19 protein-coding genes are annotated in these 18,296 nt (G+C 38.3%); 2 read left to right on the forward strand and 17 right to left on the reverse strand.

Annotation, left to right across the window (positions count from 1 at the left end; genetic code table 11):
• Window positions 1–68 precede the first annotated feature (68 nt).
• The 16 genes from IGL31_RS09280 to IGL31_RS09355 all read right to left on the reverse strand — a co-directional run bounded on the left by IGL31_RS09280 (window position 69) and on the right by IGL31_RS09355 (window position 15,242).
• Window positions 69–776, reverse strand: coding sequence for a DivIVA domain-containing protein (locus IGL31_RS09280; RefSeq protein WP_002286622.1), 708 nt, complete (start codon window positions 774–776; stop codon window positions 69–71).
• A 20-nt stretch (window positions 777–796) separates the two neighbouring features.
• Window positions 797–1,579, reverse strand: a complete 783-nt coding sequence (locus tag IGL31_RS09285) for an RNA-binding protein (RefSeq protein ID WP_002286624.1) — start codon at window positions 1,577–1,579, stop codon at window positions 797–799.
• 48 nt (window positions 1,580–1,627) lie between these two features.
• Window positions 1,628–1,906: a YggT family protein gene (locus IGL31_RS09290; protein ID WP_033582058.1), complete on the reverse strand. Its 279-nt coding sequence runs from the start codon at window positions 1,904–1,906 to the stop codon at window positions 1,628–1,630.
• A 23-nt stretch (window positions 1,907–1,929) separates the two neighbouring features.
• Window positions 1,930–2,529, reverse strand: coding sequence for a cell division protein SepF (locus tag IGL31_RS09295; RefSeq protein WP_002286627.1), 600 nt, complete (start codon window positions 2,527–2,529; stop codon window positions 1,930–1,932).
• Window positions 2,530–2,542: 13 nt separating this feature from the next.
• Window positions 2,543–3,220, reverse strand: coding sequence for a YggS family pyridoxal phosphate-dependent enzyme (locus IGL31_RS09300; RefSeq protein WP_002324421.1), 678 nt, complete (start codon window positions 3,218–3,220; stop codon window positions 2,543–2,545).
• Between the two features lie 16 nt (window positions 3,221–3,236).
• Window positions 3,237–4,478: a cell division protein FtsZ gene (ftsZ, locus tag IGL31_RS09305; RefSeq protein WP_002286629.1), complete on the reverse strand. Its 1,242-nt coding sequence runs from the start codon at window positions 4,476–4,478 to the stop codon at window positions 3,237–3,239.
• A 22-nt stretch (window positions 4,479–4,500) separates the two neighbouring features.
• Window positions 4,501–5,826 (reverse strand): cell division protein FtsA, encoded by a 1,326-nt coding sequence (gene ftsA, locus IGL31_RS09310; protein ID WP_002286631.1) that lies wholly within the window; start codon window positions 5,824–5,826, stop codon window positions 4,501–4,503.
• 155 nt (window positions 5,827–5,981) lie between these two features.
• Window positions 5,982–7,202 carry a cell division protein FtsQ/DivIB gene (locus tag IGL31_RS09315; protein ID WP_002339623.1) on the reverse strand — a complete coding sequence of 407 codons (1,221 nt, stop codon included), beginning with the start codon at window positions 7,200–7,202 and terminating at the stop codon, window positions 5,982–5,984.
• A gap of 14 nt (window positions 7,203–7,216) precedes the next feature.
• The gene (gene murG, locus IGL31_RS09320) at window positions 7,217–8,305 is read right to left on the reverse strand and encodes an undecaprenyldiphospho-muramoylpentapeptide beta-N-acetylglucosaminyltransferase (RefSeq protein ID WP_002325465.1); all 1,089 of its coding nucleotides are present in this window, start codon (window positions 8,303–8,305) and stop codon (window positions 7,217–7,219) included.
• A 25-nt stretch (window positions 8,306–8,330) separates the two neighbouring features.
• Window positions 8,331–9,692 (reverse strand): UDP-N-acetylmuramoyl-L-alanine--D-glutamate ligase, encoded by a 1,362-nt coding sequence (gene murD, locus IGL31_RS09325; protein ID WP_081156747.1) that lies wholly within the window; start codon window positions 9,690–9,692, stop codon window positions 8,331–8,333.
• 13 nt (window positions 9,693–9,705) lie between these two features.
• Entirely contained in the window at window positions 9,706–10,668 is a 963-nt protein-coding gene (gene mraY, locus IGL31_RS09330; protein WP_002286639.1) for a phospho-N-acetylmuramoyl-pentapeptide-transferase, read from the reverse strand.
• 25 nt (window positions 10,669–10,693) lie between these two features.
• Window positions 10,694–12,886: a penicillin-binding transpeptidase domain-containing protein gene (locus tag IGL31_RS09335; RefSeq protein ID WP_002286640.1), complete on the reverse strand. Its 2,193-nt coding sequence runs from the start codon at window positions 12,884–12,886 to the stop codon at window positions 10,694–10,696.
• Window positions 12,887–13,288, reverse strand: coding sequence for a cell division protein FtsL (gene ftsL / locus IGL31_RS09340; protein ID WP_002294542.1), 402 nt, complete (start codon window positions 13,286–13,288; stop codon window positions 12,887–12,889). It lies immediately after the preceding gene.
• Window positions 13,289–13,292: 4 nt separating this feature from the next.
• Complete coding sequence (gene rsmH / locus IGL31_RS09345; protein ID WP_002297994.1) at window positions 13,293–14,252, reverse strand: 16S rRNA (cytosine(1402)-N(4))-methyltransferase RsmH; 960 nt, start codon at window positions 14,250–14,252, stop codon at window positions 13,293–13,295.
• Between the two features lie 20 nt (window positions 14,253–14,272).
• On the reverse strand, window positions 14,273–14,704 hold the full coding sequence (mraZ, locus tag IGL31_RS09350; protein WP_002326039.1) for a division/cell wall cluster transcriptional repressor MraZ: 432 nt from the start codon (window positions 14,702–14,704) through the stop codon (window positions 14,273–14,275).
• 169 nt (window positions 14,705–14,873) lie between these two features.
• Complete coding sequence (locus IGL31_RS09355; RefSeq protein ID WP_002286647.1) at window positions 14,874–15,242, reverse strand: DUF3397 domain-containing protein; 369 nt, start codon at window positions 15,240–15,242, stop codon at window positions 14,874–14,876.
• 170 nt (window positions 15,243–15,412) lie between these two features.
• Between IGL31_RS09355 and IGL31_RS09360 the strand changes: the two genes are divergently transcribed.
• Window positions 15,413–16,369 (forward strand): magnesium transporter CorA family protein, encoded by a 957-nt coding sequence (locus tag IGL31_RS09360; RefSeq protein WP_002286649.1) that lies wholly within the window; start codon window positions 15,413–15,415, stop codon window positions 16,367–16,369.
• A 72-nt stretch (window positions 16,370–16,441) separates the two neighbouring features.
• Entirely contained in the window at window positions 16,442–16,558 is a 117-nt protein-coding gene (locus tag IGL31_RS09365) for a DUF4044 domain-containing protein (RefSeq protein WP_002291876.1), read from the forward strand.
• A gap of 54 nt (window positions 16,559–16,612) precedes the next feature.
• On the opposite strand, the gene recN is transcribed toward IGL31_RS09365, so the two are convergent.
• Window positions 16,613–18,295, reverse strand: a complete 1,683-nt coding sequence (gene recN / locus IGL31_RS09370; RefSeq protein WP_002286651.1) for a DNA repair protein RecN — start codon at window positions 18,293–18,295, stop codon at window positions 16,613–16,615.
• Between the last annotated feature and the right edge of the window lies 1 nt (window position 18,296).

Genomic DNA, 18,296 nt, shown 5'->3' on the forward strand with positions numbered 1-18,296 from the left:
CATGCAGTGTCTTACCGAACTTCCACTCTCATCGGCTCGCTTTAAGAATAACAAAGTGCTTTTCTGTTCTACTCGTTTTCATTTTCACCAGGCACGATCGAGATATCAATAGCCTGTGTATCAAATGCCGTCATAGGTGCTTCTATGACTCCTGTGTCTGAGTTTACATCAGTATCATTTTCATTGTCAAGCTGTTTTGCTAAAACTTCTTTGATCACTTCATGGCTGTCAGTCACGTAGCTGGAGAATGGTTGTAAAATTTCATCCCATTCCGGACTTTTCACTTGTTCTAATTGAGACTCAAGCATCAAGCTGATACGTTGATGGAATACTCGTGTTTTTTTCTTAAGATCTTCAGTTTCTGTCGCAAGCTGTCTTGCTTTTTCTGTTGCATCTGTCAAGATTTTTCTTGCTTTTTCTTCTGCATCAGTTGTTAATTGATGTGCACGTTTTTCAGCGTTCGCAACTAACTCATCTGCTTTGTTTTGTGCAGAAGTAACGATCACTTCGGATTCCTTGCTTGCACTTGTTTTTACTTTATCAGCCGTATCTTGAGCTACGATGATTGATTGGTTCAAAGCATCTTTTAATTCATTGAAGTACTCAAGTTTTTCTTCAGAATGTTTGACTGCTTTTTCTAATTCTCGATTTCTTTGAGTCAATTCCTCATAGTCACGAACAACTAAATCTAAGAAATCATCTACTTCGTCTTGATTATATCCCCGCATTTTTGTCGGGAATGTCTTATTTTGGATATCTAATGGAGTTAAAGCCATGAGTAAACCACCTTTTTATTTTATTTACGTAATACACCGAACAGTACCCTGTACTTTTCTTTTTTCGTCTTCCCCTCAAGTTCTTGGATCTGGACTCTGCCATAACCTCTGACTGAAATAATATCTAATAGTTCAAGTACAAAATCAGGTCTTGTATTTTCTGTCCAGTTCACTTTTACTTTACCAGCTTCGATCAGCTGCTTGGACCGCTGTCTGGAAATATTATAAATCTCAGAGATCACACTGTCTAGTCGCATGGAACTAACTGTTCCTCTTTCTTGTGTCCAGCTATCTTTCGGCATAATCATTTCTGTGTATTTGATTGGTTCCAAGCGTACAGCAACCTTTCCAATCTTTGTTACTTGTGCAGCAACAAAATGATCCACCTCATTTGCAATAAATACTTGCCAGCGATCACCGTCCGAGATGATATCGCCAAAGTAAGAGCGTTTGATCCCCGTTCCCACTAAAGTTCCAAGGATTTTCCCATGACTTAGGCTGGCAAATTTGCTAGGATAATGGATTTCATACAATGCTGTTTCAAAATCTTCCTCTACAGGTTCGTAATAATCGGGGAAAATCAAACATCTTTTTCTTTCTGCCTGTTCATATCCGCCATAAAACATGAAACGCAAATCACTGCTTTGTCGAATCAGTGTTTCTAAAATATAGGATTGTCTTGGGTCAAGAAATTCGGTCAGATAGGGTGCATATTGTCCTTGAACCTGTTCAATCCAATCGCCTACCGAATCGATAAATGTACGTTCATCTGCCCGAAAGTGCTGGTATACATTTGCATCCAAAATTTTCCCCTCCTATCTATTCTGAGAATAAAGATTTTGTTGCTTCAATCAATAAACTAAATGGACAGTTATCCATATAACGATCTGTGCTAAACCTTGTACGGCTAAGTTCAAGATCAGGATTGCCCCTAAAATTGTGAAATCCAAGGGTCCAATCCTCAAAGGCAGACGATCGAACAAACTGATATACGGTTCGCAGATCTTAGCTAATAATCGTCCTAGCCCTGATTGATACCCGCCTGGAAACCAAGAGAGCAATGCATATACCATCAAGATAATGCTATAGAAATAGGCTGCCCGTTGAAGTAAATGAAGTAATAGTGCAATAGTATAAATCGTAGTTCCTCCTCTTACAGATCAAACAAATTCGCATCTGCAAAAGATTGAGCGGTTGAACTGTCAATCTCCATCCCAGTCGGTGTACAAAGAAAAATCTCATCTCCAACACGTTTGATATCTCCATCTAGTGCATAAACTGTTCCTGTTAGAAAATCAACGATTCTTCTCGCTTGTTTTTCTTCTACTAAATGAAAATTCACTAAGGTTGCTTCTCCAGCAATGATTCGTTTAGCAATCGCCATAGCTTCAGAATAAGCTCTTGGTTCCATTACAGTGATTTTTCCAGCAAGATTTGCTTTAGGTTGTGTAGAGGTTCTTGAAGCTGTTCTTTCTTTCGCTACAGTTTTTGTAGGTGATTGATGTAGTTCAATTACTTTTTTCTTTTCAGCCGGCTGAATACTTTCATGCGTTACAGGACGTGAAGTCGCCGTTTTTTGTTTTTCATGAGTATTCGCAGCAGATACAGAATGAGTTGATTGATTCTGTGTTGTATTTTTTTTAGTTGGCTGTACAGCCTTTTTTGTTGTTTCAGGATAATCTTGGTATTCGTACTCTTCCTCATCAGCTAATCCGAAAAAATTAGCAATTGCTCCTCTGTTTAAAAGCGGCATTTTTGTTCCTCCTTTATTCGTCTTTGAATAGCGCTGTTCCTACACGGATAAATGTTGCACCTTCTTCAATCGCAATTTGAAAGTCTTGACTCATCCCCATACTTAATTCACTACATGGTGCATGGGCATAACCTTTTGCTTGAACAAGATCACGCAATTCTTTCAGCGTACCAAACACTTTATGGATTTGCTCATCAGAAGCTTCTTTAGGCGCCATAGTCATTAACCCAACAACCTTGATTTTTGTGCAGGCAGCTAAAGATTCCACAAACGGTAAAAGCTCATCTGGTGAAATTCCATGTTTTGATTCCTCACCAGAAACATTTACTTCAATAAAACAGGATAATTCTTTCTCTAACCGCTTCTGGATTTCTTCTGCTAATCTTAAACTGTCCAACGCATGAAAGTAATCAATTTCATTTACAATCAATTTTACCTTTCTGCGCTGTAAATTACCAATTAAATGCCACTTTATTTCAGGAAAATCAAATAAATCTTGTTTCTTTTGTAATAGTTTATCTACTCGGTTTTCTGCACAATTCATAACGCCAGCTCTAACCAATTCTTCAGCTTGAGCGGATTCAACAGATTTTGTTACAGCTACTAATGTAACTTCTTTCGGATCACGATGAACAAGAGCACACGAATCCTGAATTTCTTGCTTGATTTTCTGCAAGTTGTCAGCAATCATGTGCTCTTCCTCTCCTTTATTTTTTACGACGGAAAAACGGTGGCGTATTTAATTCATCATCGCCATGAGATTTTGTTTCTTCGCGGTTGAATGTATCAAATTCTTTTTTTTCGATATTGTCAAAATTGGAATCATCAACTCTAGGACGAACATTTTGTTCACGTCTGATATCCCAATCGCCAAAACTGTTTTCTTCTTCTGAAGAAGTTGGTTTAGCTTGATCCATATCTAATACAGTCTTTTGAGCAGGTGATTGCATTTGTGCTTGTCTAGCTGGTCGGCTAGACTTGCGTTCCTTTTTTGATTCATCGATACCTGTTGCGATGACCGTCACACGGATTTCATCGCCCATTTCTTCATTGATAGATGTACCTAGAATGATATTTACATCGCCAGTTGCTGCATTTGCTACGATATCTGAAGCATCTTGTGCTTCGAACAATGTCATATCCAAACCGCCTGTGATGTTAAGAAGTACTTGTTCAGCTCCATCAATAGATGTTTCAAGCAATGGAGAGGAGATTGCTTTTTTCGTTGCTTCTACTACGCGATCTTCTCCACTAGCCACACCGATCCCCATCAATGCTGTACCTTGGTTTTCCATCACTGTTTTCACGTCAGCAAAGTCAAGGTTAACGTAACCTGGCGCTGTGATCAAATCAGAGATACCTTGTACACCTTGTCGTAAAACATTATCTGCTTCACGGAAAGCTTCAAGCATCGGTGTCTTTTTATCTACAACTTCTAATAAACGGTTATTTGAGATAATTAATAATGTATCCACATTTTCTTTCAAACGAGCGATACCTTCTGCAGCAAAACGGCCACGTTTCGGTCCTTCAAAAGTGAATGGACGTGTCACGACACCAACAGTCAATGCGCCCAATTCTTTCGCGATACCTGCAACGATTGGTGCAGCACCTGTACCGGTTCCTCCACCCATTCCTGCAGTGATGAAAATCATATCTGCACCGTCTAAAGCTTCGCGTAAGGATTGTTCACTTTCTTCTGCCGCTTTTTGTCCAACTTCTGGCTGAGAACCAGCACCTAAACCACGAGTATATTTGGGGCCTAATTGGATAACTGTTTCAGCTTTTGAATTTTTTAATGCTTGCACGTCTGTGTTGGCTGTAATGAATTCAACACCTTTAACGTTTTCTTCAATCATTCGGTTTACAGCATTTCCACCGCCACCACCGACTCCGATGACTTTGATTACTGCGCCGTCATTGATATTATTATCAATTGAGAATTCCATATCTTATTCCTCCCAGGATGAATTAATCAAAAATATTTGTAAAGAAACCCTTGATTTTATTTTTTACATTTTCTCCGGACTCTTTTGGTTCCGGCTCATCGTAGATTGTTTCTTCAGGTGCTTCATAGCTCTCATATGTGTTTGTTGTTTCTTGTTCAACTACCATTTGACGAGCTGCTGAGGTTTCACCCGTAACAGCAATTTTTGCCAATTGATACACTTCACTCAAGTTTGCTGAATAATCCACGATACTTATTACATTTGTAAATACCGGGTTTCTCAGCCCCATGTGATTTGGAACATACAATTTTACATTTACGCCGAAGATTTCTTGTGCCAAGTCCACAACACCAGGAAGACTAGCAGCTCCGCCTGTCAATACGACGCCACCTGGCAACTCTAATGCTTCGATTTGGTCCAATGCATCTTTTGCTTTGTTGAAAATCTGTTCCATTCGAGCTGAAATAATTTCTGACAAGTAGCGTTCATCGACTTTCACTGGTTCTGACTGACCAATCACATCTACTGGAAATTCTTCATCTGGTGATGTCCGTTCTGGGTATGCATCACCGTAGTTTATTTTCAACGCTTCTGCATTGTTAAATGACGTATTTAATACAATAGAGATATCTTTAGTGACAAATTCGCCACCTTCTTGGTCAAGATTGGTAAACTTCAATTGCTTATCATGCATAACAGCCGTTGTTGTTTGGCCGCCACCCATATCAATGACGATCGTACCAAAATCTTTTTCTCCGTCAGAAAGAATTGATTCAGTCAGCGCTAAAGGAGTAATCACCATTTCGTTGACGATTAATCCGGCATTTTCCACGCATTTACGTATGTTATGGATGATCGTTTTAGGTCCTGTAAACAACAGACCGTACATTTCTAATCTTACGCCGATCATTCCACGAGGATCTTTGATTCCCTCGAACCCATCGACAGTAAAATCTTGTGGCAATATTGACACGATTTGACGTTCAGGAGGTATTGAACGAACAAGGGCAGCTGAAGCCACATTTCTGACATCTTCATCGGTGATTTCCTTTGAATCTCCGTTAACTGCAATCATTCCCTGGCAATTTTCTACTTCAAGCATGTTTGCTGGCAAACCGACACTTACGCCTTTGATCTGGATACCTGCTTTTTCTTCTGCTTGTCGTACTGCTCGTTGTATCGCTTGGACCGTTTTATCGATATCAACGATAATGCCTCGGTTAATCCCTTCTGATTTTGCGTTTCCTACTCCAATAATATTCATTTGGCTGTCGATATATTCAGCCACGACAACTTTAACAGATGTCGTTCCAATATCAAGGCCTACATACATTCCTGTTTTTGCCATGAATGGGATTCCCTCCTACTTACTATTCCATATACAAGCGAACAACTAGCGTCCGTTTTAAAATATACTTATTAATAGATATATTCACTGCTTCCAATTCTACCATAAATTACTGGTTTTTAGAAAGTACATTCTTACTTTTTAAAGTTGTTTTATCAATTTTCATTTAAACTTGACGGAGTTGTACTTGGATTATCTTCTATTTGACTTGTTTCACTTGAATCATTTGAATCAGATGATCCGTTTGTGTTAGACGATCCAGGTGTTTGTGCTGCTTGCGTTTCTGCCTCTTCACTTGATTCGTTTGTTTGATCCGCATTTTCTTCACTTTCAGTTGTTTCTTCCGATTGGCCCGATTCTTCCGTTTCTTGAGTGCTACCGTAAGGATGCGAGAAGATACCAACTTCCATGTCGATCACACCTTTTTCATCCATATCTTTGGCTACTTGCGAATAATATTTCATTTGGTTCGCAAGATTATTGATATTTACAATAACTTGATTGCCGTCATTCATATTCAATTGGATCAGATTTTTATTGCTTGCTCTTGGCGTGTACTTGATTTCAGAAATTGCTTTTTGTAATTCTGATGATAACTGATTGTATTGCTTTGTTAATTCTTTGATTTTTGCAGAGTCTTTGAACTCTTCCAAGATAGGGAGATTTTTTGTAGGATTTGCTACTTTTTCATCTAATACTGTTCCATTTTCAATCACTGGGTAGTATTGATTGTTTTTTGCGATCAAAGCAATCTCTTTATATTCTGTTACATCCAAATCGAATTCATTCATTCCTTTGAAATGTATATTTGCTGTTTCGATTCTTGGCTGTGCTTTTTTAAGGCGATCGATATAAGTAGATCGATGAAAATACTGTCCCCAAACATTTTCTCCTAATGACAATTTTGTATCAGAGATGATTTCTTGGCTGTTGACTGTCTTATTGCCTGATACTGCAACTGCTTGTAATTTGCTATAAGGAGAAACATAATAGATCAAAAAAATCAGCGGTATACCCAATACAGTGATGATCAAAGCTAACCGACGAAATAGTACTTTGTGCCGTTGACTTTTTAAATTGGGCAGCCGGTTCAAAAAAGAACCGTTATATGGTCCACCGTTTTTCTTTTGCTTGATCTCTTCAAAAAATTCGATTTTTTTCTCGGACTGGCTTTCTTCTTGCTGTTCCTCTTGAACCGTTTTTTCTTCTTCAGAATCTGAAAGGGGTGTATCTAATGTTATGTCTTCTTTTTTTGGCTCTTGGTTTTTCATCTCTTGTTCTGCCAGATATTTTCGGTTAGCCTTTTGCCAAGGAGTCAAATTGTTTTCATCAGAAGACGGATGAGACAATTTTTTTGGTTCTTTTTTCTTACTCACTAAGACCACCGCCTTTATTTTTTGATTATTTGTTTTACTAAGTCATAAAGACGTTTTGAAGCATCAGGGATTCCTTGTTCTTTAGAAGCTCGGCACATTTGCTTTTGCAATTCTTCATCACCCATGATTTCGTTGATTGTCTGACTTAGTGATTCACCTGTTAGTTCATTATCTGCAATCATTTTTGCTGCTCCTGCGTGAACAAGACTCATTGCATTTTTAGTCTGATGATCATTCGTAACATATGGGCTGGGAACCAACACTGCCGGTAACCCCAGAGCTGTGAATTCTGCGATCGAAGTTGCACCAGCACGCCCCACCAGCAGATCACTGGAAGCCATGACCTCTGCCATATTTTTGATATAAGGCTGGACACTAATATTTTGTATTTCAGGATTTATTTTATTTAGGATCTCTTCATAATATCTATCTCCTGAAGCATACAAAACTTGGTAAGAAGAAGGAATATATTCACTTAAAAAAACTGATACTGCTTGATTGATTTTAAGTGCTCCTTGACTACCGCCAAAAATCAAGACTGTTTTCTTTTCTGGATCCAAACCAAATGTTTTCAAAATATCTGATTTTTTAGTATCTGCTACTTCTTGTGCTCGAGGATTACCTACAAGAACTGCTTTGTTTTCAGGAAAAAAGGAAGCCGCATCTTTAAATGAAAGAGCGATCCGATCCACATATCGGCTTAAAAATTTATTGGTAACACCTGGTACACTGTTTTGTTCATGGATAATTGTTGGAATACCCATTTTGGCTGCAGCGTACACTACCGCTCCGGAAACATATCCTCCAGTACCGATAACGATATCTGGTTGAAAATCACTGAGGATTTTTTTTGCTTGACGGATACTCTTAAGAAACAATCGGACCGTCTTGATGTTATGCATGGAAATTTTTCGTTTAAATCCTTGAATCTCCAAGGTATGGAAAGGCATTCCTGTATCAGGGACGATTTTGTTTTCTAGACCTCGTTTTGCTCCCACATACATGAATTCAGCATTCGGTTCTTGAGTCTTTACATAATTGACAAAGGCAAGAGCTGGATAAATATGTCCCCCTGTTCCTCCGCCTGTAACCAAAATTTTCATTTTTTATCGCTCGCTTCTACTTTTTCTATTTTAATCGGTTCACAGCTTCCATGAATCTGTTTCCTCTAGTTTCAAAATTTGGGTATTGATCCCAGCTGGCATTCGCTGGTGATAATAAAACTACATCACCATCTGTACTGTTTTCTAATGCTAAAGGAACTGCTTGTTCTACAGAATCGGCTGTTACTATTGTCTCGATGCCTGCTTTTTTTCCAGCATCCATCAACTTTTCTTTTGTTTGGCCAAATACGACCATTACTTTGATTCCTTTTAATGAAGGAATTAATTCATCAAATGTATTTCCTCTGTCTAATCCGCCAGCCAATAACACGACCTTAGACGTTTCAAATCCACTTAGAGCCATTTTAGTCGCTAAAATATTGGTTGCTTTTGAATCATTATAAAATTTTCTGCCTTGGATTTCTCCTACATATTGCGTACGATGTGGTACGCCATGGAATAAATTCAACGTTTCTCGTATAGCTTCATTTGATATACCATACAATTTTGCTACAGAAATAGCAGCTAGTGCATTTTCTACATTATGCTTACCTGGTACGCCAAGTTCAGATATTTCCATTATTTTTTCTTTTTTATAGTATATTGAGTAATCGTCAGCATACACACCGTCTTCCAACACTTCTTTTGTCGAGAAAGGCAGTACACGTGCTTTTGTTCTTTGCGCTAATTCTTGTAGTTCTGACTGATTCCAGTTAAGGATCAGATAATCTTTTTCTGTCATGTTTTTTTGAAGGTTCCATTTAGCTTTGACATATTCTTTTCTTGTACCATGATAATCAATATGTGCTTCATAGATATTGGTAATCACCGCTATATGAGGGCGGAAATCTGTGATTCCCATGAGTTGAAAACTAGATAACTCCATCACGATTTTATCTTCTGGTTTCGCTTCTTGCGCGACACCACTTGCTGGATACCCAATATTTCCTGCTAAACGTGCAATTCCTTGATCTGCTCCTGCATTCAGTAGTAGTCCTGTCATCGTTGTTGTCGTTGTTTTTCCGTTCGTTCCTGTAATCCCAATAATTGGGCATTCCGCTACTTCGTAAGCTAGCTCAACTTCCGTAATTACCGGAATACCCATTTCTTGGGCTTTTGCTACTAAAGGATGACTGTAGGGAATCCCTGGATTTTTGACCATCAATGAAAATTCTTCATCCAACAATTCGATTGGATGACTGCCTGTTATTACTTTTATCCCTAAAGAAAGCAGCTCTTGTGCTTCCGGATTTTCGTCAAAAGGTTTTCCATCATTAACGGTGACAAGTGCGCCCAATTCATGTAATAATTTGGCCGCACTTACTCCGCTTTTTGCGAGTCCTAAGACAAGCACTTTCTTATTTTCATATGTTGATATTTTTTTCATTTCCCGTCATCTCCTACCAAACGATCCATAATGTGATCAACGAAGTCACAATGCTGATCAACCAAAAAACTGTATCAATCTTCCACTCCGACCATCCGCACATTTCAAAGTGATGATGAATTGGAGACATTTTAAAAATTCGTTTTCCTGTAAGCTTAAAGGAAGTAACTTGAAGCATCACACTTGCTGTTTCCATAACATAGATCAAACCAATCAAAAGCAATGTCCATTCTTGGTTTAGCATTATAGAAATTGCCGCTAAAAGTCCGCCCAACGCTAATGAACCGACATCTCCCATAAAAATCTTGGCAGGTTTTCTGTTGTAGACGAAGAAACCCAGTAAACCTCCTAAAACACTTAAGCAAATGATTAATACATCATACTGATGCTGATGCCAAGCAATTAGACCGTAAGCTGCAAAAGAGATACTTCCTAAGCCAGCAACTAATCCATCGATGCCATCTGTCAGGTTTACCGCATTTGAAAATCCAACAAGCCAGAAGAGAGCGAAAATACCATAAATGATTCCTAAAGGTAGATCTAGTCCGAAGAAATTCAATACACCTGGATAACCTTCAGAACGGTAAACAAGATAAAAGATGATTCCCCCTAGAATCTGTCCAATCAATTTCTGCTTCGAGTTCAGTCCCATGTTTCTTTTCTTGAATATTTTTATAAAATCATCAAGAAAGCCGATTACTCCGTATAACGCTAATACAAAAAGCAAGATGAAAAGAGTAGGAGTTAGCTGTTTTTGCCAAGCTCCAACCCAAATTCCTGTCAAAATAGAGCCGATCAGAAACACTAAGCCGCCCATTGTAGGAGTTCCGGCTTTGCTATTGTGCCACTTTGGTCCCTCCTCACGAATCGCCTGACCTTGCTTTTTCATTTGAAAGTAACCAATAAATAGCGGCATTGCGGCAATTGTCATTGCACAACTGCTGACAATGGGAATCAATGCTTGTGTCCATTCCATGCTCTTTTCTCTCCTATTTCTCTTCTTATTCTTCTAAAGTAAAACTAAGTTTGTCTTCAGTGATTTTTTCATATGGAGCAAGTTCTTGTTTGACACAATAACCATCTCCATCAAAACTAACTTCAATACCGAGGATTTTCCCCAGCTTCATGATATCTGCTTTTGACCATCCTGTTACGTCAGGCATCAGCTTATCACCACCAGTGTATAGGATCAGTTTTTCTCCAGAGATCAACTGATCACCGTTGGCAGTAGATTGTTTTTGTACTTTTTTACCATTACCGATCACTACAGGTTGCAGTCCACTTTTTTGAGCATCAGCTGCTGCAACGTCCGCTTCAAGATTACGATAATCGGCTACGGATACTTTTTCTGTTTTTGTTTCTGTATCTGAATCTTCTTCAGTTTCTTTAAAATCCATTGCCCGTTTCATCAATGGATTTGCGATTTTAGCCAAGGCCATTCGATCATATGTCTTAGGGTGTTTCATTGTTAGATACAAGACATAGTCTGGATCTTCAGAAGGAACCATCTCCACAATCGAATACAGGTAGGCTGTATCTCCTGTTTGATATCCCCCTGTATCAGAAGCGATTTGGGCTGTTCCGGTTTTTGCCGATACATTGTATCCAGGTACACTATATACACCATAAGCACTACCGTAGTTTTCGCTTTCGACAACATCTCTCATATATTCACGGACTTTTTCTGTTGTTTCTTTTGAAAAAGGTTGCCCTAGAACTTCTGTTTGAGTTGTTCGCTCTTCTCCAGTTTGGGGATCCACCACTTTGCTGATATATCGAGGTTGAATCATTGTACCGTTATTCGCAATAGAAGTGAAAGCTTTCATCATTTGGAAATTCGTCACACCTACCGCTTGTCCATAAGCACTCATTGCTCGGTCGACAATATTTGATGTAGGTAAAGCACCGTTTACTTCATCATCTAATCCAGAATGAGTACTTTGTCCAAATCCTAGTTTTTGTAAATAGTTATACCATCGTCCGCCTAATCGCTGTTCCAGTATGACCATCCCGACGTTACTTGACCATGAAAGAGCTTGACGCATGGTCAGCACACCTTTTTCACCAAAGTCATGGTCATTGATCGTAGCATCTTCTACTTGGATTTTTCCAGATTGGAAGGTTTCATTCTCGTTGAATTCTCCTTCTTCGATAGCAGCTGCAGTAGTGAAAACTTTCATGGTTGATCCTGGTTCATAACTATCTTGTACCAAGAAATTACGCCAGATAGCATCTTTTCCAGTCAATCCTTCCATTGTTTCAGGATTGAAAGTAGGTCGTTGTCCCATTGCCAAGATTTCTCCGGTTTTTGCTTTCATCAGGACTGCTGTCAATTCTTCTGGCTGATATTCTTCATTTACTTGATCCATCAGTGTTTCTAAATAACTTTGTAGTCTGCTGTCTAAAGTCGTGTAGATATCTTGTCCGTCGACAGCTTTTTCTTCTTCTGCCACTGTACCTGGCAGAGGATTTTGAAAATTATCTTTTTGATAAATAATCTTACCATCTTTACCGCTCAAGATATCATTGTAAGCAGACTCCAAACCTAGTTTACCAACTAAGCCATTCTCATCTTTGTCTGGAACTGCGTATCCAATAAAATGAGAAGAAAAGACGCCATTTGGATACATCCGAGCCTGATGGTCGACAAAGTAAAGACCAGCGACACCTTCTTTTTTCATATCCGCTTCGATGTTTTGCTTGGTTTCTTGGGAGATATTTTTCCCATAGCTACCAAATTCAACTTGATACAGCTCTTTTTTTGCGCCGTCTTCTAAAATATTCAGTGCATCTTTTTTGTCTATAGAAAGATTCTTATGCAGGATTTCTGCTATTTTATCAAAATTCTTTTCTTCAACATACAGTTTTTTATCCCCAGAGGTATATGTTTTTGAGAGTATCGCTTTAATTGAATAAGAGGAGGCATCTTCTGCGAGCGCCACACCGTTACGATCATAAATCGTTCCTCTTTTTGCTTTTACTACTTCACTTCCTTGGTACAACTGTTTTGTTTTTTCAGCTAATGAGGTACCAGCAACATGACCTCCAATAACGATATACGAGAAACGGACGGCAAATAAAAAGAACAATCCAATACTCGTAGCAAATAAAATGATACCTACTTTTTTGCGATTGTTCATCGGATTTAGATTTTTCTTTTCCATAAACCGCCGAATTTTATTTTTAAGACTCATTTACTTCACTTTCCTTAAATTGTCGTCATTAATAGACAATCCTTTTTCTTCTGCGATTTGTTTAATCCGTTCAGTACGAGAAAGTTCGTTTTTTTCTTGTTCTAAACTCGTTTTTTCTTGCTTTTTATCATTGATTTCTGTTTGTATTGACGTGATTTCTTTTTCAGCTCCGCTGATATTTGTGCGCAGCATAACTGTTAAAACACATAAAGCAACAATAGCAATCGCCACGCTTGCCACAGCAATTTTTTCCAAAGCAGAAATCTGCTTCAATCGTTTTGCCGGTGATTGTGGAAGAATAATTTCTTGATTCGAAGAAGAATCAGGCATTTGTTGTTCTGGCTGATCCACCAATTCAGGTAAATCATATTCGTAATCTTGCATTTTCTTTAATTCTGCCATCATTCTACTCCTCTTTCATTCTTATTTTTTCTGCAATACGTAACTTTGCACTGCGTGATCGATTGTTTTCTGCTAGCTCTTCCTCTGAAGGAAGGATTGGTTTACGAGTAATGACTTTCAGTTCTGGTTGGAATTCGTCAGGTATGACAGGAAGTCCCGGTGGTAGATCTTGTACCGTACTATATTCTTTAAACATACTTTTGACAATTCTGTCTTCCAATGAATGGAATGTGATTACGCTGATTCTTCCATTGACTTTCAATAACCGGATTGCCTGTTCTAAAGAGGCCTCTTCGGCACCGAGTTCGTCATTTACTGCAATCCGCACAGCTTGAAAAATTCTTTTTGCAGGATGCCCGCCTTTTCTTCTTGCGGGAGCTGGGATGACTTGTTTAATGATTTCGACAAGCTCACCAGTTGTTTGGATTGGTTTTGTTTTTCGTACTCGTTCGATTTCACGAGCAATTTGTTTGGAAAATTTCTCCTCGCCATAGCGGAAGAAAATCTTTACTAATTCATGGTAGGAATATTCATTAATTACGTGATAAGCGGATAAAGGAGCTGACTGATCCATGCGCATATCCAACGGTGCATCTTGATGATAACTAAATCCACGTTCTGCTTCATCTAGCTGAGGAGAGGAAACCCCTAGATCATACAAAATGCCGTCTACCTTATCTACATGCTCACTCAAGCGTTCTTCTAATTCTCTGAAATTCGCTTTGATAAATGTGACCATACCTTGTTCGACATAAGAAGCTAAACGCAGCTTGGCGTGATCGATTGCTTTTTGATCTTGGTCAAACGCATACAGATGCCCTTTAGAACTTAGTTGGCTTAATAAATATTCACTATGTCCGGCACCGCCGAGTGTACAGTCTACATAAACGCCATCCGGTTTGATGTTCAATCCATCTACCGTTTCTTTCAACATGACTGTATAGTGTTGAAATGTTTCAGTCATTAGTCAGCCTCTTCCTATTCTTATAGTCCGAAATCAATCATACTTTCAGCAATTTCGTCAAAGTTCTCTTCTGCTCCTGCAGAAAAATCTTGCCATCGTGTCTCATCCCAAATTTCAATTCGGTTAGATACACCGATGACTACGCAACCTTTTGTCAAAGCTGCATAATTTCTTAACGTGCTGGGTATATTGATTCGTCCTTGTTTATCAAGTTCGCATTCAGTGGCAGCCGAATAGAAGAATCGCACAAAAGTACGTGCGTCTTTTTTAGCCAACGGCATTTCGTTCAGTTTAGCTTCCAGATTTTCCCATTCGCTCATCGGATAGCCGAAAAGACAGCCATCCAATCCGCGTGTCAGAACAAACTTTTCGCCAAGTTCTTCACGAAGTTTTGAGGGCACGATTAAACGTCCTTTTGCATCAATATTATGTTGGAATTCACCCATCAACATTGAAAGCCCCCCATTCCTCCACTAACTAAAATTAGTCTACCACAATCCCCCACTTTCTACCACCTTTTCTGGGAAATCCGGGAACAACTTTTTTTATTCATAAACATTTTTTTAAAAATCAAGCTGCAAAAAGCCTTTTAAAAGACTTTTTACAGCTTTTCTATTTTTTTCATAGGTAAGAAAGTATGTTCACAATGATCAAGACAGCGTACAAGACGATTGTCAACAGAAAAACCAAACGCCAAGTCATCTTGAAATAACGCGGATAAATAATTTCTTCATAATAATATGCTTGGAAAACAGCAATACAAATTCCCATTAGCAAAACAGAAATAAAGAAAAACGGCAAGATAGAAATTGTCCCTGTATTTCTAGACAATGCATGCATACCGCCCCACAAAAAAGGAATCGCCAAATCAGGGGCTTTTATTTTAAAACGACGATTTAACGAAAATAATTTTACAAGAAATTGGCAACCAAACAAAACGATTACCGGGTAAATATACCAAAACAAGATAAGTGGTGTGAATGTGCCCATGAACGTAAACTCCTTTTTTATCGTTGCTTCAAGTATACTGTATATACTTTACACAACTGTTTCATTTTATTTAAATTTATGCAGTTATATTCTATATCTTACAAACACATTCCATGTATTCCAATTCCCTATCCGTTATAATAAAAGAAACAGGCAACAGGAGGAAAATCATGATCAAATATTTTACATTAGATAATGAGAAACTGCGTAATACCGGAAAGGAAACTGACCAAACGATCTGGTATTGTGTAGAACGTCCTAATCAAGAAGAGATTCATCAGCTGACACATCAATTTGAAATTCCGTCAGATTACATCACTTCCATATTGGACGATGCAGAAAATTCCCGTACAGAAGAATTCAATCAATCAAAGTTGACAAAGCCAGCGTTATTATTGTTACAATATCCTTTTGCTAAAACAAGTCCTAGCGGTTATTTTCAAGTGGATACATACCCGCTCTCTATTATTTTGACGCCCAAAAAGAAGCTTATCACAATTACGAATCATGAACCACTGTTTTTAAAGAAAGTCTTTAGCCAGACCTTTCCAAAAAGTGATATTTCGCCTAATCTCAATATCTTCTTTCAATTCATTTGGCAGGTCACACTCTCTTACAACAGTTATTTAGCTACGCTTCAATCTCAATGCGATACTTTGGAAGCCAAACTTCAAGTATCCACTGAAAACAAACAACTTTATCAAATTATGGATATCCAAAAAAGCCTCGTTTATTTCAGAGAAGCGACTTCTGCTAATTTAGATGCATTGAAAGAACTAGCGCAAAATAAACTTTTCCAAGAAAATCATGCTTTGAAAAATCATTTACGTGATGTATTGGTGGAAACAGAGCAGGCAATGACTACTTCTCGCATTCAATTAAAACTAGTAGAACAAATGAATCAGACTTTTTCAGCAATCGTATCGAATAATCTGAATAATATTATGAAAATTTTAACTTCTTTAACGATTATTTTAACTATACCGACAATCGTCGGCAGTATCTATGGAATGAACATTAAGTTACCTATTGCTGAAAGGGATGATGCCTTTATATGGCTAGTTCTATTAACATTATTTATTTGTATCGTAACTACCTATTATTTAAAAAAAGGGAAGTTTTTATAAAAAAGCCCTCTTGTGGAAATGGCAAAAAGATTGTACACTTGAATCAACTAATTAATGACGAGGTTGAAAACAATGCGTGAAAAAAAACAAACAAGTACTTTTGCTAAAGTAACAAAATTTGTCATTTGGACAATGCTGATTTTAACGATTGGATCTGTTGTATTGACTGCTGTAATGAGTGTCATGTAAAAATAAAATATAGCTATCAGCTGCTGAAAAGGACCTGAACCACTGCGAGGTGGCTCAGGTCCTTTTTGCGAGTTTCAATAGTTCTTTTGCATGTTCGAGTGTGAGTTTTGTAATCTCACTTCCAGCCAGCATACGTGCAATTTCTTCTTCTCTTTCTTTTGTTTTCAACTCTGAAACAGAAGTTTGCGTACGTCCATCAATCACTGCTTTCACAATATAATATTGATAGTCGGCGACTGCAGCAACTTGAGGCAGATGAGTGATGCACAAAACTTGAGAGTATTTCGATATTTGAGAAATTTTATCTGCGATGGCTTGTGCAACTCTTCCGCTCACACCTGTATCCACTTCATCAAAAATAATACTTGTCACACCTTGCTCAGAAGAAAAAATAGTTTTCAAAGCAAGCAACATCCGAGACAGTTCGCCACCAGAAGCGACTTTCACCAAAGGCTTCAGTGGCTCTCCTGGATTGGTCGTAATGTAAAATTCGATTTGGTCAAATCCATCATGATTCAATTGTCTATTTTCTTCTTTTAAGAAACGTACCTCAAACTCAGTGTTTTCCATATACAGACTTTTCAATTCATGCAGAATGGATTTTTCCAATTCTTTTGCGATTTTTTTACGCGCTTCATGAAGATCTGCGGCTTGTTGCTGAAGTAGAAGCTCTTTTTGCTCTAGTTCCTCTTTCATTTTGTCCAATTGACCTTCTGAAAAATCAGAAGAAGCTAGCTCTTCGGTGATTTCGTCATAGTAAGCCAATATTGACTCAATGGATTCGCCGTATTTACGTTTCAACTGTCGGATTAATTCTAAACGTTGCGTCACTTCTTCTAAACGACTCTCATCTAACTCCAATAAATCAATCTGACGACTCATATCGCCGATTGCATCTTGCAGCAAATAGTAAGCACTTTGGATATTTTCATAAATTGCTTCATACTCCACATCTAGATGGGCGATCCCTTGCAGTTCTGAAACGGCCAAGCCAACACCATCTACACTGTTTTGTTCATTATTCGTCAGTGCTCCGTAACCTGCAGCTAATCCATCAGCAATTTTTTGATAATTGCTAAGTTTTTCTCTTTCTTCTTTTAATTTCTCTTCTTCTCCGACTTGCAAATCAGCAGCAGCTATTTCTTCTTGCTGGAAATGGAGCATATCTATTCTCTGAACATAGGATTTTTCATTTTGCTGCACTTTTCGTACCCTTTTTTCCAGCTCACGATAAGAGATATATTCTTGCTGATAACTCTTTTTCTTCTGTTGGAAAGCTACATCTCCAAAACGATCCAATAAAGCAAGATGTGATTCAGGCTGGAGCAGTTCCTGATGTTCGTTTTGTCCTTGGATATCTACTAAATAACTGCCGATTCTTCTTAAATTAGCTAATGTGATAATATGACCATTCACTCGACAAACATTTTTTCCAGTTAAGGACATATCCCGTCGAACAATCAGATTGTCCTCATCTGTTTCGATCCCTAATTCAACCATCAGTTCAGAGAATCCTTCTTGTTTTGGTAGTTCAAACAACCCTTCAAGCACGCATTTTTCTGCTCCTTGACGTATATAATCGCTTGAACCTCTTCCTCCTGCTAACAGACCTAAAGCATCGATAATAATGGATTTACCCGCACCAGTCTCTCCGGTCAGCGCGGTCATTCCTTCGTGAAAAGAAAGCCGCAATTCCGGAATAATCGCAAAGTTAGTAATACTGATTTCTTGTAGCATC

Origin of the sequence: Enterococcus sp. MSG3290 (assembly GCF_050555565.1) — a bacterium.
GTDB classification, from domain to species: Bacteria; Bacillota; Bacilli; order Lactobacillales; family Enterococcaceae; genus Enterococcus_B; species Enterococcus_B faecium.

What these genes read in the sequence shown, in the direction of transcription:
- mraZ (WP_002326039.1), bottom strand. Translation starts at nt 14,704, where the DNA reads ATGTTGATGGGTGAATTCCAACATAATATTGATGCAAAAGGACGTTTA.
- mraY (WP_002286639.1), bottom strand. Translation starts at nt 10,668, where the DNA reads ATGGAATGGACACAAGCATTGATTCCCATTGTCAGCAGTTGTGCAATG.
- murG (WP_002325465.1), bottom strand. Translation starts at nt 8,305, where the DNA reads ATGAAAATTTTGGTTACAGGCGGAGGAACAGGGGGACATATTTATCCA.
- rsmH (WP_002297994.1), bottom strand. Translation starts at nt 14,252, where the DNA reads ATGACTGAAACATTTCAACACTATACAGTCATGTTGAAAGAAACGGTA.
- IGL31_RS09355 (WP_002286647.1), bottom strand. Translation starts at nt 15,242, where the DNA reads ATGGGCACATTCACACCACTTATCTTGTTTTGGTATATTTACCCGGTA.
- ftsZ (WP_002286629.1), bottom strand. Translation starts at nt 4,478, where the DNA reads ATGGAATTCTCAATTGATAATAATATCAATGACGGCGCAGTAATCAAA.
- murD (WP_081156747.1), bottom strand. Translation starts at nt 9,692, where the DNA reads ATGAAAAAAATATCAACATATGAAAATAAGAAAGTGCTTGTCTTAGGA.
- ftsA (WP_002286631.1), bottom strand. Translation starts at nt 5,826, where the DNA reads ATGGCAAAAACAGGAATGTATGTAGGCCTTGATATTGGAACGACATCT.
- ftsL (WP_002294542.1), bottom strand. Translation starts at nt 13,288, where the DNA reads ATGGCAGAATTAAAGAAAATGCAAGATTACGAATATGATTTACCTGAA.
- IGL31_RS09365 (WP_002291876.1), top strand. Translation starts at nt 16,442, where the DNA reads ATGCGTGAAAAAAAACAAACAAGTACTTTTGCTAAAGTAACAAAATTT.
- IGL31_RS09295 (WP_002286627.1), bottom strand. Translation starts at nt 2,529, where the DNA reads ATGCCGCTTTTAAACAGAGGAGCAATTGCTAATTTTTTCGGATTAGCT.
- IGL31_RS09300 (WP_002324421.1), bottom strand. Translation starts at nt 3,220, where the DNA reads ATGATTGCTGACAACTTGCAGAAAATCAAGCAAGAAATTCAGGATTCG.
- IGL31_RS09360 (WP_002286649.1), top strand. Translation starts at nt 15,413, where the DNA reads ATGATCAAATATTTTACATTAGATAATGAGAAACTGCGTAATACCGGA.
- recN (WP_002286651.1), bottom strand. Translation starts at nt 18,295, where the DNA reads ATGCTACAAGAAATCAGTATTACTAACTTTGCGATTATTCCGGAATTG.
- IGL31_RS09280 (WP_002286622.1), bottom strand. Translation starts at nt 776, where the DNA reads ATGGCTTTAACTCCATTAGATATCCAAAATAAGACATTCCCGACAAAA.
- IGL31_RS09335 (WP_002286640.1), bottom strand. Translation starts at nt 12,886, where the DNA reads ATGAGTCTTAAAAATAAAATTCGGCGGTTTATGGAAAAGAAAAATCTA.